Annotated in this window: 21 protein-coding genes; 20 read left to right on the top strand and 1 reads right to left on the bottom strand. The window is 44.9% G+C overall.

Going from position 1 to position 20,984, the window contains the following annotated elements; translation table 11 throughout:
• Window positions 1–159 precede the first annotated feature (159 nt).
• Together recD2 and AXX12_RS10515 are read left to right on the top strand one after the other, a co-directional pair.
• Entirely contained in the window at window positions 160–2,319 is a 2,160-nt protein-coding gene (recD2, locus tag AXX12_RS10510) for an SF1B family DNA helicase RecD2 (protein WP_066242018.1), read from the top strand.
• Complete coding sequence (locus AXX12_RS10515; protein WP_066242021.1) at window positions 2,313–2,978, top strand: ComF family protein; 666 nt, start codon at window positions 2,313–2,315, stop codon at window positions 2,976–2,978. The genes recD2 and AXX12_RS10515 overlap by 7 nt, the downstream gene beginning before the upstream one ends.
• 356 nt (window positions 2,979–3,334) lie before the next feature.
• Here AXX12_RS10515 and AXX12_RS10520 read toward each other — a convergent pair whose 3' ends face one another.
• Window positions 3,335–3,937 (bottom strand): HD-GYP domain-containing protein, encoded by a 603-nt coding sequence (locus tag AXX12_RS10520; protein ID WP_082816803.1) that lies wholly within the window; start codon window positions 3,935–3,937, stop codon window positions 3,335–3,337.
• Window positions 3,938–4,234: 297 nt separating this feature from the next.
• Between AXX12_RS10520 and AXX12_RS10525 the strand changes: the two genes are divergently transcribed.
• The 18 genes from AXX12_RS10525 to AXX12_RS10610 all read left to right on the top strand — a co-directional run bounded on the left by AXX12_RS10525 (window position 4,235) and on the right by AXX12_RS10610 (window position 20,969).
• Window positions 4,235–4,663, top strand: coding sequence for a hypothetical protein (locus AXX12_RS10525; RefSeq protein ID WP_066242026.1), 429 nt, complete (start codon window positions 4,235–4,237; stop codon window positions 4,661–4,663).
• A gap of 85 nt (window positions 4,664–4,748) precedes the next feature.
• The gene (gene flgM, locus AXX12_RS10530; RefSeq protein WP_066242028.1) at window positions 4,749–5,045 is read left to right on the top strand and encodes a flagellar biosynthesis anti-sigma factor FlgM; all 297 of its coding nucleotides are present in this window, start codon (window positions 4,749–4,751) and stop codon (window positions 5,043–5,045) included.
• Window positions 5,046–5,062: 17 nt separating this feature from the next.
• Entirely contained in the window at window positions 5,063–5,551 is a 489-nt protein-coding gene (locus AXX12_RS10535) for a flagellar protein FlgN (RefSeq protein ID WP_066242031.1), read from the top strand.
• Window positions 5,552–5,560: 9 nt separating this feature from the next.
• Entirely contained in the window at window positions 5,561–7,390 is a 1,830-nt protein-coding gene (flgK, locus tag AXX12_RS10540; RefSeq protein WP_066242034.1) for a flagellar hook-associated protein FlgK, read from the top strand.
• 14 nt (window positions 7,391–7,404) lie between these two features.
• Window positions 7,405–8,361: a flagellar hook-associated protein FlgL gene (gene flgL / locus AXX12_RS10545; RefSeq protein ID WP_066242037.1), complete on the top strand. Its 957-nt coding sequence runs from the start codon at window positions 7,405–7,407 to the stop codon at window positions 8,359–8,361.
• A gap of 300 nt (window positions 8,362–8,661) precedes the next feature.
• Complete coding sequence (locus AXX12_RS10550) at window positions 8,662–9,222, top strand: DUF6470 family protein (protein WP_066242040.1); 561 nt, start codon at window positions 8,662–8,664, stop codon at window positions 9,220–9,222.
• A gap of 47 nt (window positions 9,223–9,269) precedes the next feature.
• Complete coding sequence (gene fliW / locus AXX12_RS10555; protein ID WP_066242043.1) at window positions 9,270–9,716, top strand: flagellar assembly protein FliW; 447 nt, start codon at window positions 9,270–9,272, stop codon at window positions 9,714–9,716.
• 1 nt (window position 9,717) lies between these two features.
• Window positions 9,718–9,978 (top strand): carbon storage regulator CsrA, encoded by a 261-nt coding sequence (gene csrA / locus AXX12_RS10560; protein ID WP_066242046.1) that lies wholly within the window; start codon window positions 9,718–9,720, stop codon window positions 9,976–9,978.
• Window positions 9,979–10,219: 241 nt separating this feature from the next.
• Window positions 10,220–11,035: a flagellin N-terminal helical domain-containing protein gene (locus AXX12_RS10565; RefSeq protein ID WP_066242048.1), complete on the top strand. Its 816-nt coding sequence runs from the start codon at window positions 10,220–10,222 to the stop codon at window positions 11,033–11,035.
• A gap of 68 nt (window positions 11,036–11,103) precedes the next feature.
• A complete protein-coding gene (locus AXX12_RS10570) occupies window positions 11,104–12,159 on the top strand; it encodes a glycosyltransferase family 2 protein (RefSeq protein WP_066242050.1) in 1,056 nt (351 codons plus the stop codon).
• Between the two features lie 91 nt (window positions 12,160–12,250).
• Entirely contained in the window at window positions 12,251–14,143 is a 1,893-nt protein-coding gene (locus AXX12_RS10575; protein WP_066242052.1) for a glycosyltransferase family 2 protein, read from the top strand.
• A gap of 82 nt (window positions 14,144–14,225) precedes the next feature.
• Complete coding sequence (gene rfbF, locus AXX12_RS10580; protein WP_066242055.1) at window positions 14,226–15,008, top strand: glucose-1-phosphate cytidylyltransferase; 783 nt, start codon at window positions 14,226–14,228, stop codon at window positions 15,006–15,008.
• A gap of 3 nt (window positions 15,009–15,011) precedes the next feature.
• On the top strand, window positions 15,012–16,019 hold the full coding sequence (locus AXX12_RS10585) for a glycosyltransferase family 2 protein (protein WP_197470692.1): 1,008 nt from the start codon (window positions 15,012–15,014) through the stop codon (window positions 16,017–16,019).
• On the top strand, window positions 16,003–16,812 hold the full coding sequence (locus tag AXX12_RS10590) for a radical SAM protein (protein ID WP_066242060.1): 810 nt from the start codon (window positions 16,003–16,005) through the stop codon (window positions 16,810–16,812). Before AXX12_RS10585 ends, AXX12_RS10590 begins: the two co-directional genes overlap by 17 nt.
• A gap of 15 nt (window positions 16,813–16,827) precedes the next feature.
• Window positions 16,828–17,658: a radical SAM protein gene (locus tag AXX12_RS10595; RefSeq protein ID WP_066242061.1), complete on the top strand. Its 831-nt coding sequence runs from the start codon at window positions 16,828–16,830 to the stop codon at window positions 17,656–17,658.
• Window positions 17,659–17,818: 160 nt separating this feature from the next.
• Window positions 17,819–18,625 carry a radical SAM protein gene (locus AXX12_RS10600; RefSeq protein WP_066242063.1) on the top strand — a complete coding sequence of 269 codons (807 nt, stop codon included), beginning with the start codon at window positions 17,819–17,821 and terminating at the stop codon, window positions 18,623–18,625.
• Window positions 18,626–18,681: 56 nt separating this feature from the next.
• Window positions 18,682–19,476 carry a radical SAM protein gene (locus tag AXX12_RS10605; protein ID WP_066242066.1) on the top strand — a complete coding sequence of 265 codons (795 nt, stop codon included), beginning with the start codon at window positions 18,682–18,684 and terminating at the stop codon, window positions 19,474–19,476.
• On the top strand, window positions 19,473–20,969 hold the full coding sequence (locus AXX12_RS10610) for an aldo/keto reductase (protein ID WP_066242067.1): 1,497 nt from the start codon (window positions 19,473–19,475) through the stop codon (window positions 20,967–20,969). The genes AXX12_RS10605 and AXX12_RS10610 overlap by 4 nt, the downstream gene beginning before the upstream one ends.
• Window positions 20,970–20,984: the final 15 nt, after the last annotated feature.

Raw genomic sequence — 20,984 nt, forward strand, 5'->3', positions numbered from 1 at the left:
CGGTCCGCATTTCAATAACCAATGCATACATACGACGCGGGAATAGAAAATCCTGCTGGTTTTGGTAAAAAATATGTAGGATTTACAAACTATTATTAATAATGGCATAATAACATATAAAAGGGATTTTGGACGTGCAACTGGGCGTGGAGGATTTTCATGGAGAACATCACCGGTACAGTGGAAAATATTGTTTTTCAAAGTGCTGATAGTTTATATATTGTGTTTCGGCTGCGTCTCGCGGGTGAGAAGTCTTCCGTCGCCGTGGTGGGGAATTTAGCAGCGCCGCTACTGGGTGAGGAGATTGACATCAGCGGCGATTGGGTTGAGCATCCCCGCTTTGGGCGCCAGTTCAAGGCAGTTTCTTTTCGCCGGATCGCTCCTTCGAGTTTGGCAGGAATTGAACGCTTTCTTGGCTCAGGCGCGATTCGCGGTATCGGTCCTTCGTTGGCTGAGCGGATCGTCAAGCAGTTTGGCAAACAATCGCTTGAAATTATCGAGCATACACCCGCTCGGCTGGTAGAAGTATCTGGTATCGGCGCGAAACGGGCTGAGATGATTAGCGCTTCCTATAGTGAGCAAGCCGAGCTGCGAGAGATTATGCTGTTTTTAGAGATGCATGGGGTATCCGGCGCTTATGCGCCAAAGCTGTATAGTCACTATGGCACTCAGGCGATCACAATTTTGGAGCAGAATCCCTACCGGTTGGCGGAAGAGGTGGAGGGCATTGGCTTTCGCAAAGCGGATCAAATCGCAATGGCGCTGGGACTGGAGAAGAACCATCCTGACCGCTTGGCGGCTGGGATTCATTTTGCTTTGCTGCAGATATCTCTGGCAGGACATTGTTGTGTTCCAGAAGAGGCCTTGGTCGAGGAAACCGCTAAACTGCTCGTGGTGGAACGAATCGAGGTTTCGCTGATTCTGTCTGATTTGATGAAACAACAGTCTCTGTGTGTGGAAGATTACCATGGTATGCTGCTGTTATACCCAAGGCATCTCTATTATGCGGAGAAGCGGGTGGCGGAGCGCCTGCTGCATTTGCGGGACCGGGCGCGTCCGCTGCTGTTTGCTGATGCAACAGATATGGTGGAACGTTGGCAAAAATCAGGCGGTATTCTTCTGGCCGAGGCGCAACGTCAGGCCATCGCGGCTGCTCTAGAGCACGGGGTGCTCGCGCTAACTGGCGGGCCGGGCACAGGCAAAACGACAACTGTAAAGGGGATATTAGCTGCTCTTGAAGAACAGGGCTGCAAAATCCTGCTTGGCGCGCCAACTGGCAGAGCGGCAAAGCGGTTGCAAGAGACGACCGGTCGCGATGCGGTCACTGTTCACCGTCTGCTGGAGTCGAGTGGTGGTCCGGAGGGAGCGCCGGTTTTTCTGCGTGATGAAGATAATCCGTTAGAGGCTGACGCGATCATTCTTGATGAGGTTTCGATGATGGACATATCGCTGATGCACTACTTTTTGCGGGCTGTACCTGAAGGCTGCCGAGTGGTTCTGGTCGGCGACGTCGATCAACTGCCAGCTGTGGGGCCGGGATCGGTATTGAAAGATATCATTGATTCCGGCGCTGTGCCAATCGTGAGGCTGACTGAGGTATTTCGCCAAGCAGGCGAGAGTATGATTGTTGTCAATGCGCATCGCATCAACCGCGGACGGTTGCCAGATGTGACTTCCAGCCTGGATTTTCAGTTCTTGCCCTGTGAGGATGCAGAAGAAGCGGCTAAGCTGGTGGTGGAACTGGCTAGTAAAGAATTGCCTCAATCCGGCTATGACGTTTGGCGGGATGTGCAAGTACTGTCTCCCATGCATCGATTAGCCTGCGGCGTGGAAAATCTAAACAAACAATTACAGGCGGCGCTGAACCCGCCTAACGAATATTCGGCAACGGTTGCAGGGATTAACCAGGTTTTCCGTACAGGCGATAAGGTGATGCAAACTCGCAATAATTACCAGAAGGGCGTATTTAATGGTGATATTGGTTTTATCATCTTGATCGAAGATGGCAGGGTGACTGTGCGCTATCCGGATGCTGATGTCATCTATGAACGGAGCGATATGGATGAGTTGCATCTGGCGTATTGCATGAGTGTGCACAAAAGCCAAGGCAGTGAATATCCGGTTGTGATCCTGCCGTTGGTAGCTGGGCATCACATCATGCTGCAACGCAATCTACTGTATACGGCAGTTACCAGGGCTAAAGAGCGGGTTATTCTCCTCGGTTCAAAGGCGGCGCTGAATACGGCTTTGGCCAATGATCGCACCAAGCGCCGCTATTCGCTGCTGGCGCAGCGACTGCGGGGTGAAGCGCTGTGCTGAGAAGCTGGTGGACAGCCCTGCTGGATCTTTTCTATCCGCCGCGATGCCCAGCCTGCCAGTCTGCGGTAAGCGTGCAGGGTGGTTGGTGTCAGCGTTGTATGCCTGAGAAACTTTCGTTACGCGAATTGGCCCCAGGTGGGCATCGACCAGCAGCGCTAGCGATGTGTCTGACCATTTTGCCTTATGAGGGAGCGGTTAAGCACTTGCTGCATCGACTGAAGTTTCAGCCTGATCCCCAGGCTGCTAACTATTTTAGCTGGCTGCTGGACAACAAAGTGAATTGGGCCAAACTGCTTTGTCCTGAGCTGGTCGTGCCAGTACCGCTATCAGTAGAACGGGCGGCTAAACGCGGCTTTAACCAGACGGAACTGTTATTTCGCCCATGGTGCCAGGCGCATGGTTATGCATGGGCCGAGGTGCTGGCGCGCCATCGCGACACACTGCCGCAGTGGCAGCTCTCGCCAATCGAGAGACGCCGCAATATCAAGGGTGCGTTTGTCGTATTGCAGCCGGAATTGGTGCAGGGGAAAACAGTATTGCTGGTGGACGATATATTGACAACTGGCTTTACCTTGGCCGAGTGCGCGCGGACGCTGAAAAAGGCAGGAGCTAAAGAAGTACACGGCTTGGCATTGGCGAGTGGGGCGGCGGGGTGGTAAAAAGTCAACCAAGGGCGCGAAGGCTGTAAAGGGTACGAAGGGAACAATAAGAATTGCTTTAACCGCAGAGTGCGCAGAGTACGCTGAGGCTGCGCAGAGGGTTACTGAATAACAGAGATGAAAAAAGTGCTCATTCCTCGCGAAAAGAGCACTTCAAGTTTAGAACGATCCTTCAGGGCGTTCAGATGCCCCAGATGCTAGGCAGCCCCCGCAATCCAGCGGTGCCGCGTACGTTCGGGTACGCAAACAATGGATTGCGGGGGCTGATTGCGCAACTCTTGGCGCTTTAGCGCCTTAGAGTTGGCGGCATACCCTTTACGGGTGCAACGCAGATGGGGTATATCAACGCCATGAACTTATTTCAATCCCATGGCCTCAATGAAGGCCTTAACCACTTCTGTGTCATACGCCGTGCCAGACATGTCCAACAATTCCCGGGTGGCGTCGCCGTTGGTTTTGGCCCAGTGCTGGGTGCAGGGGTTGATGTATCGGTCGTAGCCGTTGGCTACCGCGATGATGCGGGCGCCAAGCGGGATGTTAACACCTTTTAGACGGTTGGGATAGCCTTTGCCGTCAAAACGTTCGTGATGATAACGGATATAGGGAATCAGGTCCTGACAAGGACCTATATTCTCAAGCATCCAGCTGCCAGCGTTGCAGTGGTTGCGGTAGGCGCTGTTTTCGCGGGTTGATAAATAGGGGAGCTTGGCAAATACCGCGTTCGGCACAGTCAGGTGACCGATATCATGCAGCAGAGCGGCATGACGGATTCGCTCAATTTCTTCCCTGGGCAAACGCATTTTAGCGGCGATGCTGACTGCATAATTCGCCACTTGCTTGCTATGGAGAAATAATTTTTGGTTTTTCATCTGGAGTAAACGCAACAAACTTGCGATGATTGTCTCCAGCGATTCATTCTGTTCCGGACAACCGTTAGTTGCCGGCATCAGTGATGGCATATACACGGCAAACTACCTTTCGTTACGCACTCCTGGCATAGTCTCATCTATCAGTATAACTCAGAATCATGGTCCTGAAAAGTATTAATCCAGAGTGTGTTGCCAATGGAATTTCTGGGAGATTATAAAACCGCACACTTTTAGCTTTTACTTGATACCACAAAAGTTCCTAAAATCCTGCAAGATTCGCGGGAAAAGATTTTTTCTTGCAGGAAAATGGGACTGGAGCCCTAGAAATAATATAGCGTAAAAATGTATAATTACTATAAGATGTGGTATTCGCAAGGAGGTCGGTCCATGGCTCTCAAATATTGCCCGGAATGTGACAAGCTGTACGCGGAAAATCCAGTCGGCATTTGCCTTGCTTGTCAAGATGCGGAAGAACCGCTGGTCGAACAAGTTCGTGAGTTTTTACGGGAATCCAGAAAAGCTACGATTGAGGAAGTACATCAAGCTACCGGAGTGAAGCATAAAACCATTTTGCGTATGATCCGTTCAGGACGAATTCAGAGTGAGCATGGATTTTCAATATTCTTTAACTGCGAGAAATGCGGTTCACCGATCCCAGATGGCCGGTTTTGCGATGCCTGCAGCCGCAAGCTTTCCGGAGAACTACTGGAAAAAGTGCGGGAAATGGCCAAAGAAGCTCAGCCGGAACCTAAGCTAGACGTACGCGTAAAGACAGGCAGCCGGATGTATACCCGGGATGGCTCGGATCAAAGTTAATGAAAAGAAATTTTGCGGCGGGGGTTAATTTCCTCGCCGTTTTTTTCGATAACTAAGATAAGCGGAGTAATAAGGGGTGTTTTCCATGATCATATCCGGCAAACAAATACAGGATGCCTTGAAAGTATATGCAGATCAAAACCAAAAAGCCAAACCAGCAGCTCGTTCGCAGCAATCTGTCAGCAAACGGGATGAAGTTGTCTTATCGCCCAAGGCGCAGGAGTTTAGCCAACTGCTGCAAAAGCTCAAGGCAATGCCTGAGGTTCGGGAAGAGAAGGTTGCAGAGCTCACAGCGCGGATTGAGGCTGGTGAGTATGCTGTTGATGCAAAAGACATTGTCGAAAAGATGCTTGGAAGAACGTTAGTTGACCGCTTGCGTTAATTTGAGAGGAGAACTCCATGTGGGATAATTTGATTTCCTTGATGGCAGAGCTTGTTGCCGTTTACCGGGTTATTTTAGAGATTAGCCGAAAAAAAAAGCAGGCACTCGTCTCTGCCAACGTTGAAGAACTTGACCAATTGATTAAACAGGAAGAAAACCTGATTTTGCAAATTGGGAAACAAGAAATGGTGAGAAACAAGATTTCGCTTGATTTAGCGGCTGTGTATGCTTTGCCACCGGAGGAATTTACTCTTGCAAAGGCGAAAGAATTGGGCGGAGCTGAAGTCGCCGCGAAATTGCAAGCGTTAGAAAATGAATTAACTTCTATTATCAACGATTTGGCGCCGCTGAATAAAATGAATTCTGAGTTGATTCAGCAATCGCTGAACTACGTTAATTACAGCCTCAATTTGCTAACACAGAATTCCACAGGGACGAATTATGGAGCAAAAGGCACTGATAAATCTGCTCCACGGCCAAATGCGCTGATTGATGCGAAAGTGTAGGAGGAAATAATGGGCTCAACGTTTGGTGGACTAAATACTTTAGTTCGCGGCTTGTATGCGAACCAAGTTTCTCTTAATACTGTAGGACATAATATCTCGAATGCGAATACCGAAGGCTTTTCACGTCAAGAGGTAAAGCTGGTTACTACTGTTCCGCAAAAGGTTTATGGCAGTAGTGGTTCATATCAGCTTGGCACAGGTGTGGATATCCAGTCGATCACTCGGTCGCGGGACGTCTTCGTTGATCGTCAGATGTGGCAGGAATCCTCTTCGCTTGGTTATGGTGAGGCAACCTATGATCTCCTTAGTCGGGTTGAGGGTGTATTTGCTGAGCCGACCGATACAGGGATTCAGACTGTGTTGAACAAGTTCTGGACTTCATGGCAGAATCTCTCGACAAATGCTTCCAATGAAAGTGTGCGTACAGCAGTGCGCCAGCGCGGGGTTGAACTAGTTGATGCAATTCAGCACTCTGCTCAACAACTGAAGGATATGGTGAAAGATATTAATTCCACTTTGGAGATAAAAGTGGATCAGGTTAATCAAATTACCTCGGAAATTGCTTCCATCAATAAACAAGTCACCCTCGTCGAGGTCGGCGGCAAGGACCATGCCAATGATTTGCGTGATCGGCGGGATTACCTGACTGACCAGCTTTCGAAGCTAATGAAGATCAACGTTTATGAAGATAAAGATGGCAATTATAATATTAATTCCGGCAACCTTACGCTGGTTAGCGTAGCTGAGTCTGTCACTCTTGATACTACAATGGATAAAGGTTCTTCAACGTTTACTTACTATGGCATCGAAGTGAATAAGATTATTATTGCTGAAAACAGCGCACTAGGCACACGCGGCAAGGATGCAAACTTTATCGGCGGTGAGATTACCGGATTGTTAGAAGCGCGCGATTCGACCGATACCGGGGTTCGCGCCTACCTGGACCAAGTGGATACTATCAGCCAATTTTTGCTGAAGGATTTTAATGAAGTACATAAGGCAGGTTATGGCACAGACGATTCAACCGGAACGCTCTTCTTTGGGGAGCAAGCCAATGCCGCAAATTATGCCGATCCAACTTGGAAGCCTGCCGATTATAAGGGCGGTTGGATTGAACAATTGACCGTGAATAGCGACTTATTCAACACGGCGGATGGTCTGCAAAAGATTGCCGCAAAAACGCAGCCGGGCACGCTGGAAGTGACACAAAATCATGTGGCAGCTGGCAAACTTTCTGTGAATGGCTCTTATACGGGGCCAGGCAACCAGACATATATTGTGAGAACTGACACTACCGATGCAAGCGGCAACGTGTTAACGGCAAGCTATTCCGTGGACGGAGGATCAACCTGGACAGCAGCGGCGAAGGATACTACGGTCGCAACCCCGCCTTATACCTTCAAATTAAATAATGGGGTTACGGTAAATATCGCGACATTAGCGGTTAACGCCGGAACGACGCCCGGCCCAGCAGATACCTACACCTTTATGCCAACCCAAGGCAACGCCAGTGGCGATAATGCTATCTTAATGGGCAACCGGTTAAAGACAGATAAACGCGACTCGCTAGGTAAAGCGACGCTAGACTCGTATTATAATGCTTTGACTGGCACCCTTGGGGTACAAGTCCAAAATGCAGAGCGTTTGATCGATAATCAAACAACATTGATAACCCAAATCACAAACTGGCGCGAGTCGACGGCAGGGGTCAATATGGATGAAGAGATGAGCGATATGATCCGTTTCCAGAAAGGCTATTCTGCCGCTTCCCGTGTTGTAACAGCAATTGATGAAATGCTCGATAAACTGATCAACGGCACCGGTGTTGTCGGACGATAAGGAGTGAACCTACATTGCGTATCACAGAAAATATGATGACCTTCAACTATCTCAATAGCCTAAACAAAGCGTTAGAACGGCAAAGCAGCTTGCAGGAACAGATGTCAGATGGTAAGGCGATCCATCGCCCGTCTGATGATCCGATTAAAACTATACGTAGCCTGCGGTTCAACACCAATCTGGCCATGAATCAGCAATATACTCAAAATATAAAAGATGCACAGTCTTGGATGGAATCGACAGATGCAGCGATGAGCGACACTGGCTCTGTGATAATTCGCGCCCAGGAACTGGCTGTCAAGGCCGGGGGTGTTAACAATGAAACTAGCTATAAGGCGCTTGCTGCTGAAATCGACGGGCTCATCAATCATCTAGTGCAAGTCGGCAATTCACAAGTTGGCGACCGTTACATCTTTGCTGGACAGATGGATAAAACCCGGCCTTTTGAGCGCAAGACAATCACCGACGCGGTGACAGGCCTGCCCAAAGATGTCGTTGTCTATAGCGGTGACATGAATAAAATCTCGATGCCGGTTCAGCCAGGTGCCGCAAATCCTGACCAGGACAGCGTGAACGTGACTGGTGAACAGTTGTTTGGACCGATTGTACAGAATGGGGATAATCAAACTCTTGATGTCTTTAATCATCTGATTGCCCTCAAAGAGGAATTGCAAAAGGCCACCCCAGACCAAAGCTGGATTTCTAATACCGCTTTAGGCAATATTAGCAGCGACCATACCCGGATTTTGGCAACACATACTATTGTTGGCGAACGCATGTCCCAGTACGAAATGACCGCAAACATGATGAGCAAGGCAGAAACCACGATTACTGACGATATTGCAGCCAATGAAGATATCGATTTGGCTCGGGCGATCATCGATTTTAAGACGAGTGAATCTGTATATAACAGCGCCCTTGCGGTTGGAGCACGGATTTTGCCAAAGTCACTGATCGATTATTTGAGTTGATGACTCGCTCTAAGAGGCTGTTGCAATAGCAGCAGCCTTCCAACGGATAACGAGACTAGTTGAAAAAGTTTCAGCTGCTAGGAACAGCGAGGCTTGCGCTACGTTGTTACCTATGAGACGTAACAGCAATTGTTACAAATTGGTTAGGTAGCATCACCGCGTACATAAAGGTACGCAAGCAAGCAAACGTAGTCGTGATTGCGCAATTCTTGGCGCTTTAGCGCCTTAGAGTTGGCGGCATACCCCTCGCGGGTGCAACGCAGATGGGCTTTGGCAACGGTCTCCTAGGGGGGATCGGCTATGCTTCGCCTGAATATATCTACTCAGCCGACTGTGTTAAGTGCTTCTATTCAAGAACCGCAAATTAATCTGAGAACGACATTGCCGACCGTTCAGCTCGATACAGAGGCGGCTACGCTTGAAATTTCTTCCCCGAAAGGCGAACTTAGTATTGATCAGACCCCTTGCCGGTACTCCCTTGGGATAAAGAATATGAGCGACTTTGTCAGAGATTTTGCGCAAGAAGGAAAAAACGCAGTTCTTGCAGGAATTGCTCGTATGGCTAACGAAGGAGATCAATTAGCCGATATCAGCAAATATGGCGGAGATCCGATCGTGAGTCTAGCGATAGCTCATTCCACTCCGGCTAAAGGAGAATTGACTTTAGGTTGGATCGAGAATCCAATCATCTCCTACCAACCCAAAGCAGTTACGTTCAAAGCCACTGACCCTCAGGTTAACCTTGAACTGAAGCGGGGTACAGTTGAGAATAACTTCCAGTGGGGGACTGTAAGTTTTCAAGTGACCCAGTACCCTAAAATTACGATGTGGACGACAGGTTCCATTGATATGCAAGTTTAAACGGCGCTGGCGAAAGCCAGCGCTTCAATGCTAATGAGGTGATAGTAGTGTATATTCATTCTACCCGGTTGGGGAAAATAGAGATTACTGAAACGGACAAAGTCTCATTTCCTGAAGGCCTGCCCGGTTTTGTCGACGAAAAAGAATTTGCTGTGCTGCCGGAAGGAGACAGCCCATTTGCCTTTTTACAGTCCCTGCATGAACCGGATTTGACATTCCTTCTGGTTGATCCTTTTGCCTTTTATTCGGAGTATACCTTTGAATTAAACGACGAAACAGTGGAGAGGCTTGCATTGAAGGACACGAACCCGCCCCAGGTCTGGTGTATTGTCACTGTGCCGGAGCAGGTCAGAGATATGACGGCGAATTTACTCGCGCCGGTCCTTATGAACAGAAAAGACAACGTGGCACGGCAACATGTGATTGAAAACTCCAAATACACAACTCGTCACCGTCTTTTTGTTGAGCCAAACTCTCCGGAAGGAGGAGTGTGATATGCTGGCATTGACTCGTAAACCAGGTGAACGAATTGTCATTGGTAATGACATTGTTCTAACTGTCGTGGAGGTCAAGGGCGAAACAGTGCGCCTTGCCATCGACGCGCCGCGTCGCGTATCGATATTTCGCGGCGAGATATATGACTCGATCGTACAAGAAAACCGTAAAGCCGCCATGCCGATGGCAGAGGGCCGGGATTTATTGCGCAATCTTAAGGGGAATATTGCAAAGAGAAACGCCGATAAGAGCGATAAATAGATGTGGAAGATAGCCGCGTCACTTCACGCGGCTATCTTCTTCGCGCTATTTCTGAAGCTGCCTTGAGTTTAAAATATTTATTTTTTTATTTAGTACCCTATTAAGATTTTGTTTAGTCTTGTCGATATAGTAAATGAGATGGTAAACGGACAACTTCCCCGGGCGGCCGACCGGGGAAATCCGACACCATACATATTGGGCAAGGATGCCTAATTAACAAAATTCAAGGAGGAATAACCCCATGATTATTAATCACAATATGACAGCTCTGAATACCCATCGTCAACTGATCACTAACAACAATGCATCAGCTAAATCTCTGGAAAAACTGTCTTCAGGTCTTCGCATCAACCGCGCAGGTGATGATGCAGCAGGTCTGGCAATCTCCGAAAAAATGCGCGGTCAGATCCGTGGCTTGGATCAAGCCTCTCGGAACGCGCAAGATGGTATTTCGATGATGCAAACAGCTGAAGGTGCGTTGAATGAAACCCACAGCATTCTGCAACGTATGCGGGAACTTGCGGTACAATCATCCAGTGATACCAACGTTACTGTAGACCGCGCTGCAATTGATGAAGAGTATCAAGCGTTGGTAACAGAAATAGACCGTATTTCTGACGAAACAGAGTTCAACACACAAAAACTTTTGGATGGAACTACAACAGCAGTTGATTTCCAAGTTGGTGCAAATGTAGGCCAAGTCATATCATATACGTTTTCCAACATGGATAGTGCGACTATTATGGGAGCAGCAGCTGGCGATTTAACAAGTAAAGCAAACGCGCAAACAGCACTTGCTGCAATCGATACCGGTATTGAGGCCGTATCCACTGAACGTGCAAAAATGGGCGCATTGACTAACCGCTTAGAACACACTGTTAACAACCTCGGAACTACCAGCGAGAACCTGACTGCTGCTGAGTCCCGCGTCCGCGACGTAGACATGGCGAAAGAAATGATGAACTTCCAAAAGAACAGCATTCTTCAGCAAGCTGCTACTGCAATGCTGGCTCAAGCCAACCAACAACCGCAAGGCGTTCTTCAACTGCTCCGGTAATCCAAACCATAATAACATTGTTAGAGCCAGAGATGAATTCTCTGGCTCTAACTCTATAGGTGAGATATATGCATGAAATCAGTCTTTGTATGATTGTTAAAAACGAAGAAGATAACCTTGCACTTAGTCTTGAACGTGTTGCCCAAGTGATCAAAGATATAGTGGTTGTTGATACAGGGTCGAAGGATAGAACTAAAGAGATAGCAAGAAAATTTACAGAAAAAGTCTATGATTTTCCTTGGTGTAATGACTTCTCAAAATCTCGGAATTTCGCATCGTCAAAAGCTGATAATGACTGGATTCTTGTATTAGATGCCGATGAGGTATTAGTATACTACGATTGGGATAATATTGTTTCTTTTATAGCTGGAAACGCGACAAGGTTGGGTACTATTGAAGTCGTTAGTGAATTCGAATCTGACTCGACAATAACAAGGTCTACTGAAGTAATTAGCAGGCTTTTTAATAGAAAATTTTTTCATTATACGGGAACTATTCATGAGCAATTAGTTCGTTATGATGCGAAAGATGCATCCAGGGCAGCAACATCGGTTAAAGTTGAACATTCGGGGTATTCCAAAGCGGCACTAGCTAAGAAAGATAAAATTAAAAGAAATGTTTCATTACTCGAAGCGGCACTGCAAGGCAATCCAGAAGATCCATACTTACATTATCAATTAGGCAAGATTTATTTTACAGCAAAAAGATTTGTTGAGTCTTGCGAAGAATACTATATAGCTATTTCACTACGACCGAACCATTCTTACTCATATGTCGAAAACCTGGTTATAAGTTATGGTTATGCACTTTTGAAGTGCGAGAGGTATAAGGACGCGCTTGTGCTTCTGGATTATTATAATGATTTCAATTGCAGTGCGGACTATTTATTTATCACTGCTCTCATATTAATGAACAACAGCCAATTTCAAGATGCGGTCGAACAGTTCTCAAAATGCCTGGGTTGCGAAAAAGCGAGACTGGAAGGAGTAAACACCTATCTGCCGCTTTATAATATGGGGGTAATACATGAATGCCTTGGCTATATGACTATAGCTAAAGAGTACTATAGGCGGTGCGGAGATTACCAACTGGCTAGGCAAAGATTAAAGGTGTTGTCAGATTGACAGAGCCGAGGACAGTAAAGTATCTATTGGTAACCTGGTTGATGCAGTTGCGATTGATAACCATAGGCCAACTTAAATAGAAGGAATTATTATGAGAGTATCAGCATGTATGATTGTAAAAAATGAAGAAAGAAACATAGCCAGATGTATAAATAGCTTTCGTGACATTGTCTGTGAGACAATTGTGGTTGATACCGGTTCTACTGATCAAACCGTTATGATTGCTAAAGAGTTAAAAGCCAGAGTCTTTCACTTTACTTGGATAAATAATTTTGCCGCGGCAAGGAATTACGCAATTTCCCGAGCAAAAGGGGATTGGATTATTTTTTTGGATTCTGACGAGTACTTTGCCGAAGGAATGGCCGGAAATATTCCCAAGCTAATTGAGAGAGTACAGGATTCCCATGATAGCATAGCCTGTAAAATGATTAATATAGAGACTTCGAATGGTAAACATTTGGATGAAATTATTCATATACGGATTTTCAAAAATAACTCCAATATACACTACGTGAATCCTATCCATGAAACACTGATAAATAATCGAAAAAAGCTAACTGCTTTTTTAGCGGAAAAAAAAGAATTACTGATATATCATACTGGATATTCTCTGAGTAATAAAAATCTGAAGTCGGAACGAAACCTAGAATTATTATTACAAGAGCTCCCTGATGCACCCCGAGACCCTAAGATTTACCACTATATTAGCGATGGTTATCGCGCATTGGAAAACTGGGAAGAAACGGTAAAATATGCTCAGATGTTTCGACAAAGTGGTAGAACTATATTTGGCTGTAGCATTCAGTCACATCAAAACATGATCACGGCCATGTTTCAACTCCGGTATTCAACTGATGATATTATGCGGGAAATTGATATCGCTGCGAAAGAATTTCCTAAGAATCCTGTTTTTTATTTTTATAAAGCAAAATTACTCTATCGTGATAAAAAATATGATGCAGCGTTTTCGGTATATGAAACTACTTTAAGACTACAAGAGGTTTACAATGGCATTGAACTCAATTCAATGCCACAATATATTCATCAAGCATATTTTTATATGGGTGTGATTAGTGAACACCGTAATGCGGATGAGCAGGCAATGGATTTTTACTTTGCGTCATTGAAAAATGAAAAATACAATGCTGAATGTTTTCAACGTCTATTTATGCTCATTAGACATCAGGCTCCTCAAGATATCATAATGTTCTTAAATATACTTTATGACAAAACGGATCAGAATGATCTAGAGTTTTTGGTAGCACAGTTAGCAAACTGTGAAGTTGCAACAGTGTTTGGGTATTATGCTAATTTGCGATTAAAAAATCATGAAAAATATGATGTACTAACTATTCAAATGCTGCTTGCCAATGGACGCTATGAAGAGGTATTGCCTAATCTTTTGAATTTCTATAAACAGAGGCCGGATATCGACTTTGCTATATTAATTGCTGTTGCTGCTTTGTTAGGAAATAATCCGAATTACGGAGCGAACTGTTGCGGACAACTTCCGCCATCCATAATAAAGACTACGAAAATGTATACCGATAAGGATGGCACTTTGAATTCTGAAGATCAGATTTATTATTTTCAACTCTTGGCTAAGTTTATTTTGTGGGCTGATAATGAAAGCCTGGATCGACTATTGTCACTTTCATCTCATTTTGAGAATGATGTGTCAAACAATATCGGTACAATCTTTTTTAATCGCAAATATTATCAGACAGCATTGCGTTTTTATGATCAAGCTATCAGCAATGGCGAGAGCCCTGGTGAAAAATATGCATCATACTATTTTCAAAAAGGGTATTGTTTATATAAACTAAAAAACTATGAAGCTGCTGTTGAGAGCTTTTTGCAGTCGTATAATTGTGGATATCGCGATAATGATATTTATGAATTGTTGCGCTGGACTTTAGCTGTTGGAACCTTGTCAGATGCTTTAGGTAACCGAGCAAACGGAGTATTAAGGGGCGCTTTGTAATTGCGCCAGTTGACTTTATGGCATCTTTCTTGCCTATAGCCTATGCTATGCTTAGAAACATTGCTGTATTGGAGGTAAGGTTATGAAAGTTGTAATTCTCGCTGGAGGTTTTGGTACACGCATCAGTGAAGAAAGCCATCTGAAACCAAAGCCGATGATTGAAATTGGTGATTCTCCCATTTTGTGGCATATCTTAAAGAGCTACAGCTACTTTGGCTTCAATGATTTTATCATTTGCTGCGGTTATAAAGGCTATGCGATCAAAGAATATTTTGCAGATTACTATTTACACCGCTCCGATATCACATTTGATTTTTCCAATAACAATGAAATGACTGTTCATAGCAATGTTGCGGAACCTTGGCGTGTTACGGTTGTGGATACAGGACTAGAAGCACAGACAGGTGCAAGGATCAAACGAATTCAGAAATATGTAGGCAATGAAGCTTTTATGATGACTTATGGAGATGGCGTTTCTGACGTTAATATTAATAGCCTTCTCAGTTTTCACAGAAGTCACGGGAAGCTTGCGACATTGACCGCAATACAGCCAGGAGGACGGTTTGGTGTTCTGGATATTGATGAGCACCAGACCATTAATCGGTTTGCCGAGAAGGCAAAGGAGGACGGCGGTTGGATTAACGCCGGGTTTATGGTGTTGGAGCCGCAAGTGTTTAATTTTCTGGATGATTCGGAGAGTCTGATATTTGAGCGTGAACCATTGGAAAGGTTGGCTGCAGACGGTAATTTGGCTGCGTACAAACATAGCGGATTCTGGCAATGCTTGGATACGCTCAGAGATAAAGGCCGGTTGGAAACCATGTGGAATTCCGGCAATGCGCCGTGGAAAGTTTGGGAAGGATAACAGTTGACAAAATCCGCTTCGCCAACGGATGTAGCTACAACGATATTTAACCCCGTAGAAAGTGTGGGAGACTTGATGATCTCAGTCATTATGCTGACCTATAACCGTGAGAATCTCGTCGGACGGGCGATTGAGAGCATACTCAATCAGACATTTCGCGACTTCGAGTTCATTATGGTGGACAACGGCTCGACTGACCGCTCCGGTGCGATTGCCGACGAATACGCCGCGAAGGATTCCCGCATCCGCGTCCTTCACTGCCGGTGCGGCAACATCGGCTCCGGACGCAACGCGGGACTTGATGCGGCACAAGGCGATTACATCGCTTTTGTTGATGACGACGATACCTGTGAGCCGGATTTTCTGGAATTTTTGTACAAGCTGGCGGTGGAAAACAACGCGGCGGTTTCTATCTGCGGAACTTTAAGCAACAGTTCCGATCAACGTGCTTCTACAGATATAGTGGAGCAAATGACTGTAATGAATACGCAACAAGCCATTATTACATTGATGTGGAGGAAACTTTATAACACTGGATTTCCCACCAAACTCATAGATAGCTCTCTGTTTCGAAATATCCGCTTTGCTGAAACGGGAAAATATGATGATATTTCTCTTATGTATAAGGTTCTAGCCGGAGCGAAAACTGTTGCTTACCATGGTATGCCTAAGTATCATGTCTATCGCCACGCCGGGAATAACTCATCAGTCACTACAAAGGACAACCTGATTACTGCGGAATATTTGGATGCGTATCGCAAGGCGTATCGAGAGCGTACACACTGGTTAGGTGCGCGTTTTCCCAATCAATCGGATTATTGGTGGTATTTTTACTGGTCTTTCCAGATTTCAATGGTAAATAAAATTGTTACAAACAAAATCAAGAATTGTGAGATTCATTTGGCAGAAATACGCAGCGAGCTTGCAGAAAATCGTAGTAGATTTTTAAACAGTTCACATATATTAGATTTTGAAAAGAAATGGATGGAAATATATGTTAAGGCTAGGTAAGTTTTCTCTGATTATTGTTACCCGGTGTAATTTAAGATGCAGGCTGTGTTGCGAGTACGTGCCGCAGAACAAGGCTTTTCCTGATATGACAGTCGAAGAAGCAAACAAAATATTATCAGCAGCTTTTGCTGTAGTGGACAGAATAGGAACTTTGCACCTTACAGGCGGGGGTGAGCCCTTTCTGCATCCACAGCTTGCCGGGCTGGTAGAGACAGCTATGGAATATAAAGATCGTTTTGACCGATTAATGCTATTTACCAATAGCACCATTCCGGTTTCCAATGAGTTATTGGATGTAATTAAGCGTTACAAAGAGAAGATTCTTGTACAAACGTCATTGTACAATGTCAGACCCGATCAGGAAGAAGCGACATTGAAGCTGTTAACCGAAAACAAAGTGACCTGCAAGGTGGAGAAATATTATGGTGACGATCAGTCTTTTGGGGGCTGGGTGGATTTTGGCGGATGGGAACCTTACCGCAGATCAGCAGCAGAATTGGAAAAGGTGTTTCGTACGTGTTCGGTAACAAGGGTACTTCAGGGGAATTGGCGCACTCGAGACGGAAAAGTGCATTGGTGCACACGTTCCCAGCGCGGTATGGAATTGGGACGCTTGCCAAACAACGCTGATGATTATGTGGATTTGCTGGATCCTTTTGAAAGCCGTGAAACAAAACGTGCGAAATTTTTAAAAATCGGCAATGCGAAATACATATCCGCCTGCGAATATTGCAGCGGCGATGCCGGTACGCTGGAGCTCACCAAACGCTATCCGGCTGCCGAACAACTTTGAGAGGAGGTCGCAGCTATGCCAGAAAGGCTGACGGCTAAAATATTTGATTTTTATATTACAACAAAATGTACGATGAACTGCGAGCTTTGCGCAGCGGCTGTTCCTTACAATCCAAGACCGTGCCATACACTGAAAGAAAACGCTTTTCGGGAAATAAAAGAATTTTTTAGAATTTGGGATTTTACTGAACGAGTAGAGTTTATCGGCGGGGAGCCTTTAATGCATCCTCAAATACTGGAAATCATCGAGGAAACGCTGAAGTATCGCAATCAATTTGAACGGCTGAGAATTACCACCAACGCTACCATTGTGCCGCAAGATGAGTTGTTGGAGCTTGCACGCAGTTGCGGTAAATATTTTGACTTTATTGTAGATGATTATGGCGAGCACTCCAAGAATCTGCAGCCACTTGTCGAAAAACTTGAGCAATATGGAATCCCTTATCGGGTGGATGTATATCATGGGGAAAATCAGCGCTACGATGGGTGGATACACTTTGGCGATTATGAGGATTATGGATATTCGACGAAAGAGGTAGAGCGCATATTTCAGCGATGCATCGCTCCTAAAAATGCATTTACCTGTGTAAATGCCGGAAAAGCATTTTCGTGTGTTTATGCGATGTCACTTTTTTTGGCGAAGGGTATTCTGCCTGAAAAAGGAGAGTATATTGATTTGCTGGACGATACAGTATCTCTGGCAGAAAAACGCGAAATCGGGACAGGCTTTTGCACCAAGCCGATTAAGGCATGCCATTATTGCAAAGGATTTGACAGCGAGAACAGTGAACGTTATCCTGCCGCCAAACAGTTGCTCAGAAAAAGGGGAGACCTTGCTGGAGTATAAGGATGATTCGCAGGTGTTGGAGGCTATCATCAGGAGGCTATCATCAAAGAAGCAAATCCGGACTATCATGTTGTGCATAAGTGAAAAAAACTGTTTGCATCGGTCTAATCAATTGCGTTTTTCCTTGCAAAATGAGTGGTCAAATAGTTGGAGGTAAATTATGGCTTTCAGTACAAAAATGGTTACGGTTTTTACAACGACACATTGTACATTGAATTGCAAGTATTGTGGGTCTGCTATGCCGAAATTCAGGGAGGCCGGTATTACATATGTTGCCGATGTACAGCAGGTTAAGAATTGTATTGACGAACTGTTCAAAATTTATGATTACATAGATCATCTTGATTTTACTGGTGGAGAACCCTTACTGTGGAGTGGTCTGGCAGAGAGTCTGACTCATGCGTCGCAATACCGGGATAAATTCGGATTTTTGCGTGTGTTGACTAACGGTACACTACTCCCATCCCAAGAAATGTTGTCTGCTATCGCTCCGATTCATTCGCAATTTGATTTTTTTATCGATAATTACGGTGCATTATCTCAAAAAGTAACAGAGTTAAAGTCTATCTTGAATGAGAACGGCATTTCCTATCGTGAAACAGTGTACGTGGGAGAAAATCAGGATTTTGGCGGCTGGATTGATTTTGGTGACTTAAACTATAATGGTTATTCTGATCAAGAGTTAAAGCAAGTATATGGCAGTTGCCTTCAGGCTCATCATATGTGCCTTACTATTTTTGACGGGCATCTGTACAACTGTACGATAGCTCCTGTGGGAATGGCTTTAGGAAAAATTCCTAAGGATGACCAAAATGAAACAGTGCCTTTGTTAGATCAAAGTGTTACGTTAGAGGAAAAGCGAAGAATTGCACACCAATTTGGGAAGTATATATTGAAGGCTTGTCAGTATTGCAACGGGTTTGACAATAAAAATGCAGCCCGATTTCCGGCGGCAGAACAGGCATGAATCGACAATTGAGAGTATCAGAGCCAAAAAAGCATTCATAACAGAGGGTGATGAGATTGGTCGTCAGTACCAAAGTGATAGCGGTGATTGTAACTACAAAATGCACCTTGCGATGCAAGAAATGCGTTTTGGGCATTCCTTATTTCAAAGAACAAAAACATGATACTCTTGAAAATATCATTTCGGAGATTGGCTCCATTTTTCAGATCTATGATTTTGTGGAGCGGGTCGATATCAGCGGTGGGGAAGCGCTGTTGCATCCTGATATCACACAAATCATTGATTATACCGCAAAATTTAAAGAGCAGTTTGGTTCTCTGCGAATTATTTCTAACGGAACCATACTGCCTGGAGCCGAATTGTTGAGCCTCATGCAACGGCATGGTGAGCAATACGGTTTTTTACTGGATGATTACGGACACCTTTCCCCTAAAATTGTCCGTACCCAGGAATTGCTCAAAGAATGTTCTATACCTTACAAGGTGAATATCTATCATGGTGAGAACCAATACTGTGACGGCTGGATTGACTTTGGCGATTTTAAATATCGTGGTTATTCTGATGAACAAATAAGTCGGGTGTTTCAAAATTGCCATACTTCCCAAAATCCGTGTATTACACTTTTTGAGGGAGACGCTTATTTTTGTGTGCGTTCGATGCTGGGATATAAATTCGGACATTACGATCTATCTGCTGTAGAGCGCATAGATCTTAGACAAAATCACCAATTACTTGCAATAAACCGACAAAAAGCGGCTACTTTTGGAAAGTATCCTCCTGTGGGCTGCAAGCACTGTAATGGCTTTGATACTCAGAATTCGGCACGATTTCCGGCGGCAGAACAACTATGACAATATTTGATAACATTTTTCCTCTGGGAATAGGCACCAACCGATTTAAAATCAATGGCCCCAATGACAGTCAGGGAATTGAGGTCGCCGCAGCAATGGTAGCGGCAGCATTGGATGCCGGCCTATCCTACATTGATATAGGCTACAGCTATTCCAGAGGAATGGCGGAAACGGTTTGCAAGCTTGCTTTTCAGCGTACAAAAGCAACACGTAATGTCACAATCAAGTCGTCTTTTATAACTGATACTAAAGCAGATGATGCCTTGCGAAGGGTGGAGACTTCTTTTTCAAATATGGCCATTGACCATGCTGCTTACTTTGTAATTTGGAACATTGAAAGCTATGCGCAGTTTGCAGAAATAATGCGTAAGGGTGCTTTATATGAAGGCGCGTTAAAGGTCAAGGAACGCGGCCTCATTGATCATATTTGCTTTTCCACTCATGCCCCTGCCGCAGAAATTATCAAAATTATCGAAAGCGGTGCTTTTGAAGGCGCGACAATATCGTTTTCTGTATTAAACAGTAGTGTAATGCAGCCTGTTTTGGAATGTGCTGCCCGAAATAGTGTTGGAATTGTGGTTATGAATCCCCTGGGAGGGGGGATTGTGCCGCAAAACAGCGAGTATTACTCCTTTTTAAAAAACCAGAGTGACAACAGTGTGCCAACGGCTGCACTCAGGTTTGTGGCGGCACATCCTGCAGTAAATATTGTATTGTCCGGTATGAGTACAATGGAAGAGTTTCAACATAATTTAGGTGCATTTCAGGAAGGCAATGCGGAGTCCGATCAAGACAGGATAAAACGTGTGCACACTGGCTTACGAAGGCTTGACGGTTTTTGTACAGGATGCAGGTACTGTGAGGGATGCCCTGCCCAAATACCTGTTTCCTCCTTTATGCAAAGCAATAATTCCAGGTTATTTCAACCGACACCGGCATATAATCGGACAGAACCGGAGCTTTTAAAAAATATCCAATTATTTCGCAAGCTGTATCTGGATTTTCATATTTTACCTGAGAGCGGCAATAATCCTTGCATTCAATGTGGAAAATGTGAAAAGCATTGTACGCAAGGACTAAAAATAATCCAAGTAATAGATGAAATCTATACCAATATGCAAAGAAGAGCCTTTTTGCAAAATGCTCGCCGAGAACGGCTCAAGGAATTGTTGCATAGTAAAAGCTATAAGCTGGTAGGTTTTTATCCAGGAGCCGGATATTCTAATGAAATTGTCCGTTTGTATAAAAGCTTTTTTGGGGAGCCGGATTTTAAAATCGTTTTCTTTGACAGCAATCCTCGATTATGGAATACTGTCAATGAGGGGATTACGGTTTATCCGCCAGATCAGATCGAATCATTGCATCCTGAAATAATAGTCGTCAGTAATTACATTTATCAGGATGAAATCTATAATAGCATTAAGCATCACGAGAATGACGGTATTCTTGTTGTGAAGCTTCATCATCCTGATGACGTGCCTTGGGTGTTTTAAGAAAGGGAGATATAA

Origin of the sequence: Anaerosporomusa subterranea, from assembly GCF_001611555.1 — a bacterium.
GTDB lineage: Bacteria > Bacillota > Negativicutes > Sporomusales > Acetonemataceae > Anaerosporomusa > Anaerosporomusa subterranea.

Bases quoted from the DNA above. Each gene is read 5' to 3' on its own strand.
- recD2 (WP_066242018.1), top strand. From the start codon at position 160: ATGGAGAACATCACCGGTACAGTGGAAAATATTGTTTTTCAAAGTGCT.
- AXX12_RS10520 (WP_082816803.1), bottom strand. From the start codon at position 3,937: ATGCCATCACTGATGCCGGCAACTAACGGTTGTCCGGAACAGAATGAA.
- AXX12_RS10525 (WP_066242026.1), top strand. From the start codon at position 4,235: ATGGCTCTCAAATATTGCCCGGAATGTGACAAGCTGTACGCGGAAAAT.
- flgM (WP_066242028.1), top strand. From the start codon at position 4,749: ATGATCATATCCGGCAAACAAATACAGGATGCCTTGAAAGTATATGCA.
- AXX12_RS10535 (WP_066242031.1), top strand. From the start codon at position 5,063: ATGTGGGATAATTTGATTTCCTTGATGGCAGAGCTTGTTGCCGTTTAC.
- flgK (WP_066242034.1), top strand. From the start codon at position 5,561: ATGGGCTCAACGTTTGGTGGACTAAATACTTTAGTTCGCGGCTTGTAT.
- AXX12_RS10550 (WP_066242040.1), top strand. From the start codon at position 8,662: ATGCTTCGCCTGAATATATCTACTCAGCCGACTGTGTTAAGTGCTTCT.
- csrA (WP_066242046.1), top strand. From the start codon at position 9,718: ATGCTGGCATTGACTCGTAAACCAGGTGAACGAATTGTCATTGGTAAT.
- AXX12_RS10565 (WP_066242048.1), top strand. From the start codon at position 10,220: ATGATTATTAATCACAATATGACAGCTCTGAATACCCATCGTCAACTG.
- AXX12_RS10570 (WP_066242050.1), top strand. From the start codon at position 11,104: ATGCATGAAATCAGTCTTTGTATGATTGTTAAAAACGAAGAAGATAAC.
- AXX12_RS10575 (WP_066242052.1), top strand. From the start codon at position 12,251: ATGAGAGTATCAGCATGTATGATTGTAAAAAATGAAGAAAGAAACATA.
- rfbF (WP_066242055.1), top strand. From the start codon at position 14,226: ATGAAAGTTGTAATTCTCGCTGGAGGTTTTGGTACACGCATCAGTGAA.
- AXX12_RS10590 (WP_066242060.1), top strand. From the start codon at position 16,003: ATGTTAAGGCTAGGTAAGTTTTCTCTGATTATTGTTACCCGGTGTAAT.
- AXX12_RS10595 (WP_066242061.1), top strand. From the start codon at position 16,828: ATGCCAGAAAGGCTGACGGCTAAAATATTTGATTTTTATATTACAACA.
- AXX12_RS10600 (WP_066242063.1), top strand. From the start codon at position 17,819: ATGGCTTTCAGTACAAAAATGGTTACGGTTTTTACAACGACACATTGT.
- AXX12_RS10610 (WP_066242067.1), top strand. From the start codon at position 19,473: ATGACAATATTTGATAACATTTTTCCTCTGGGAATAGGCACCAACCGA.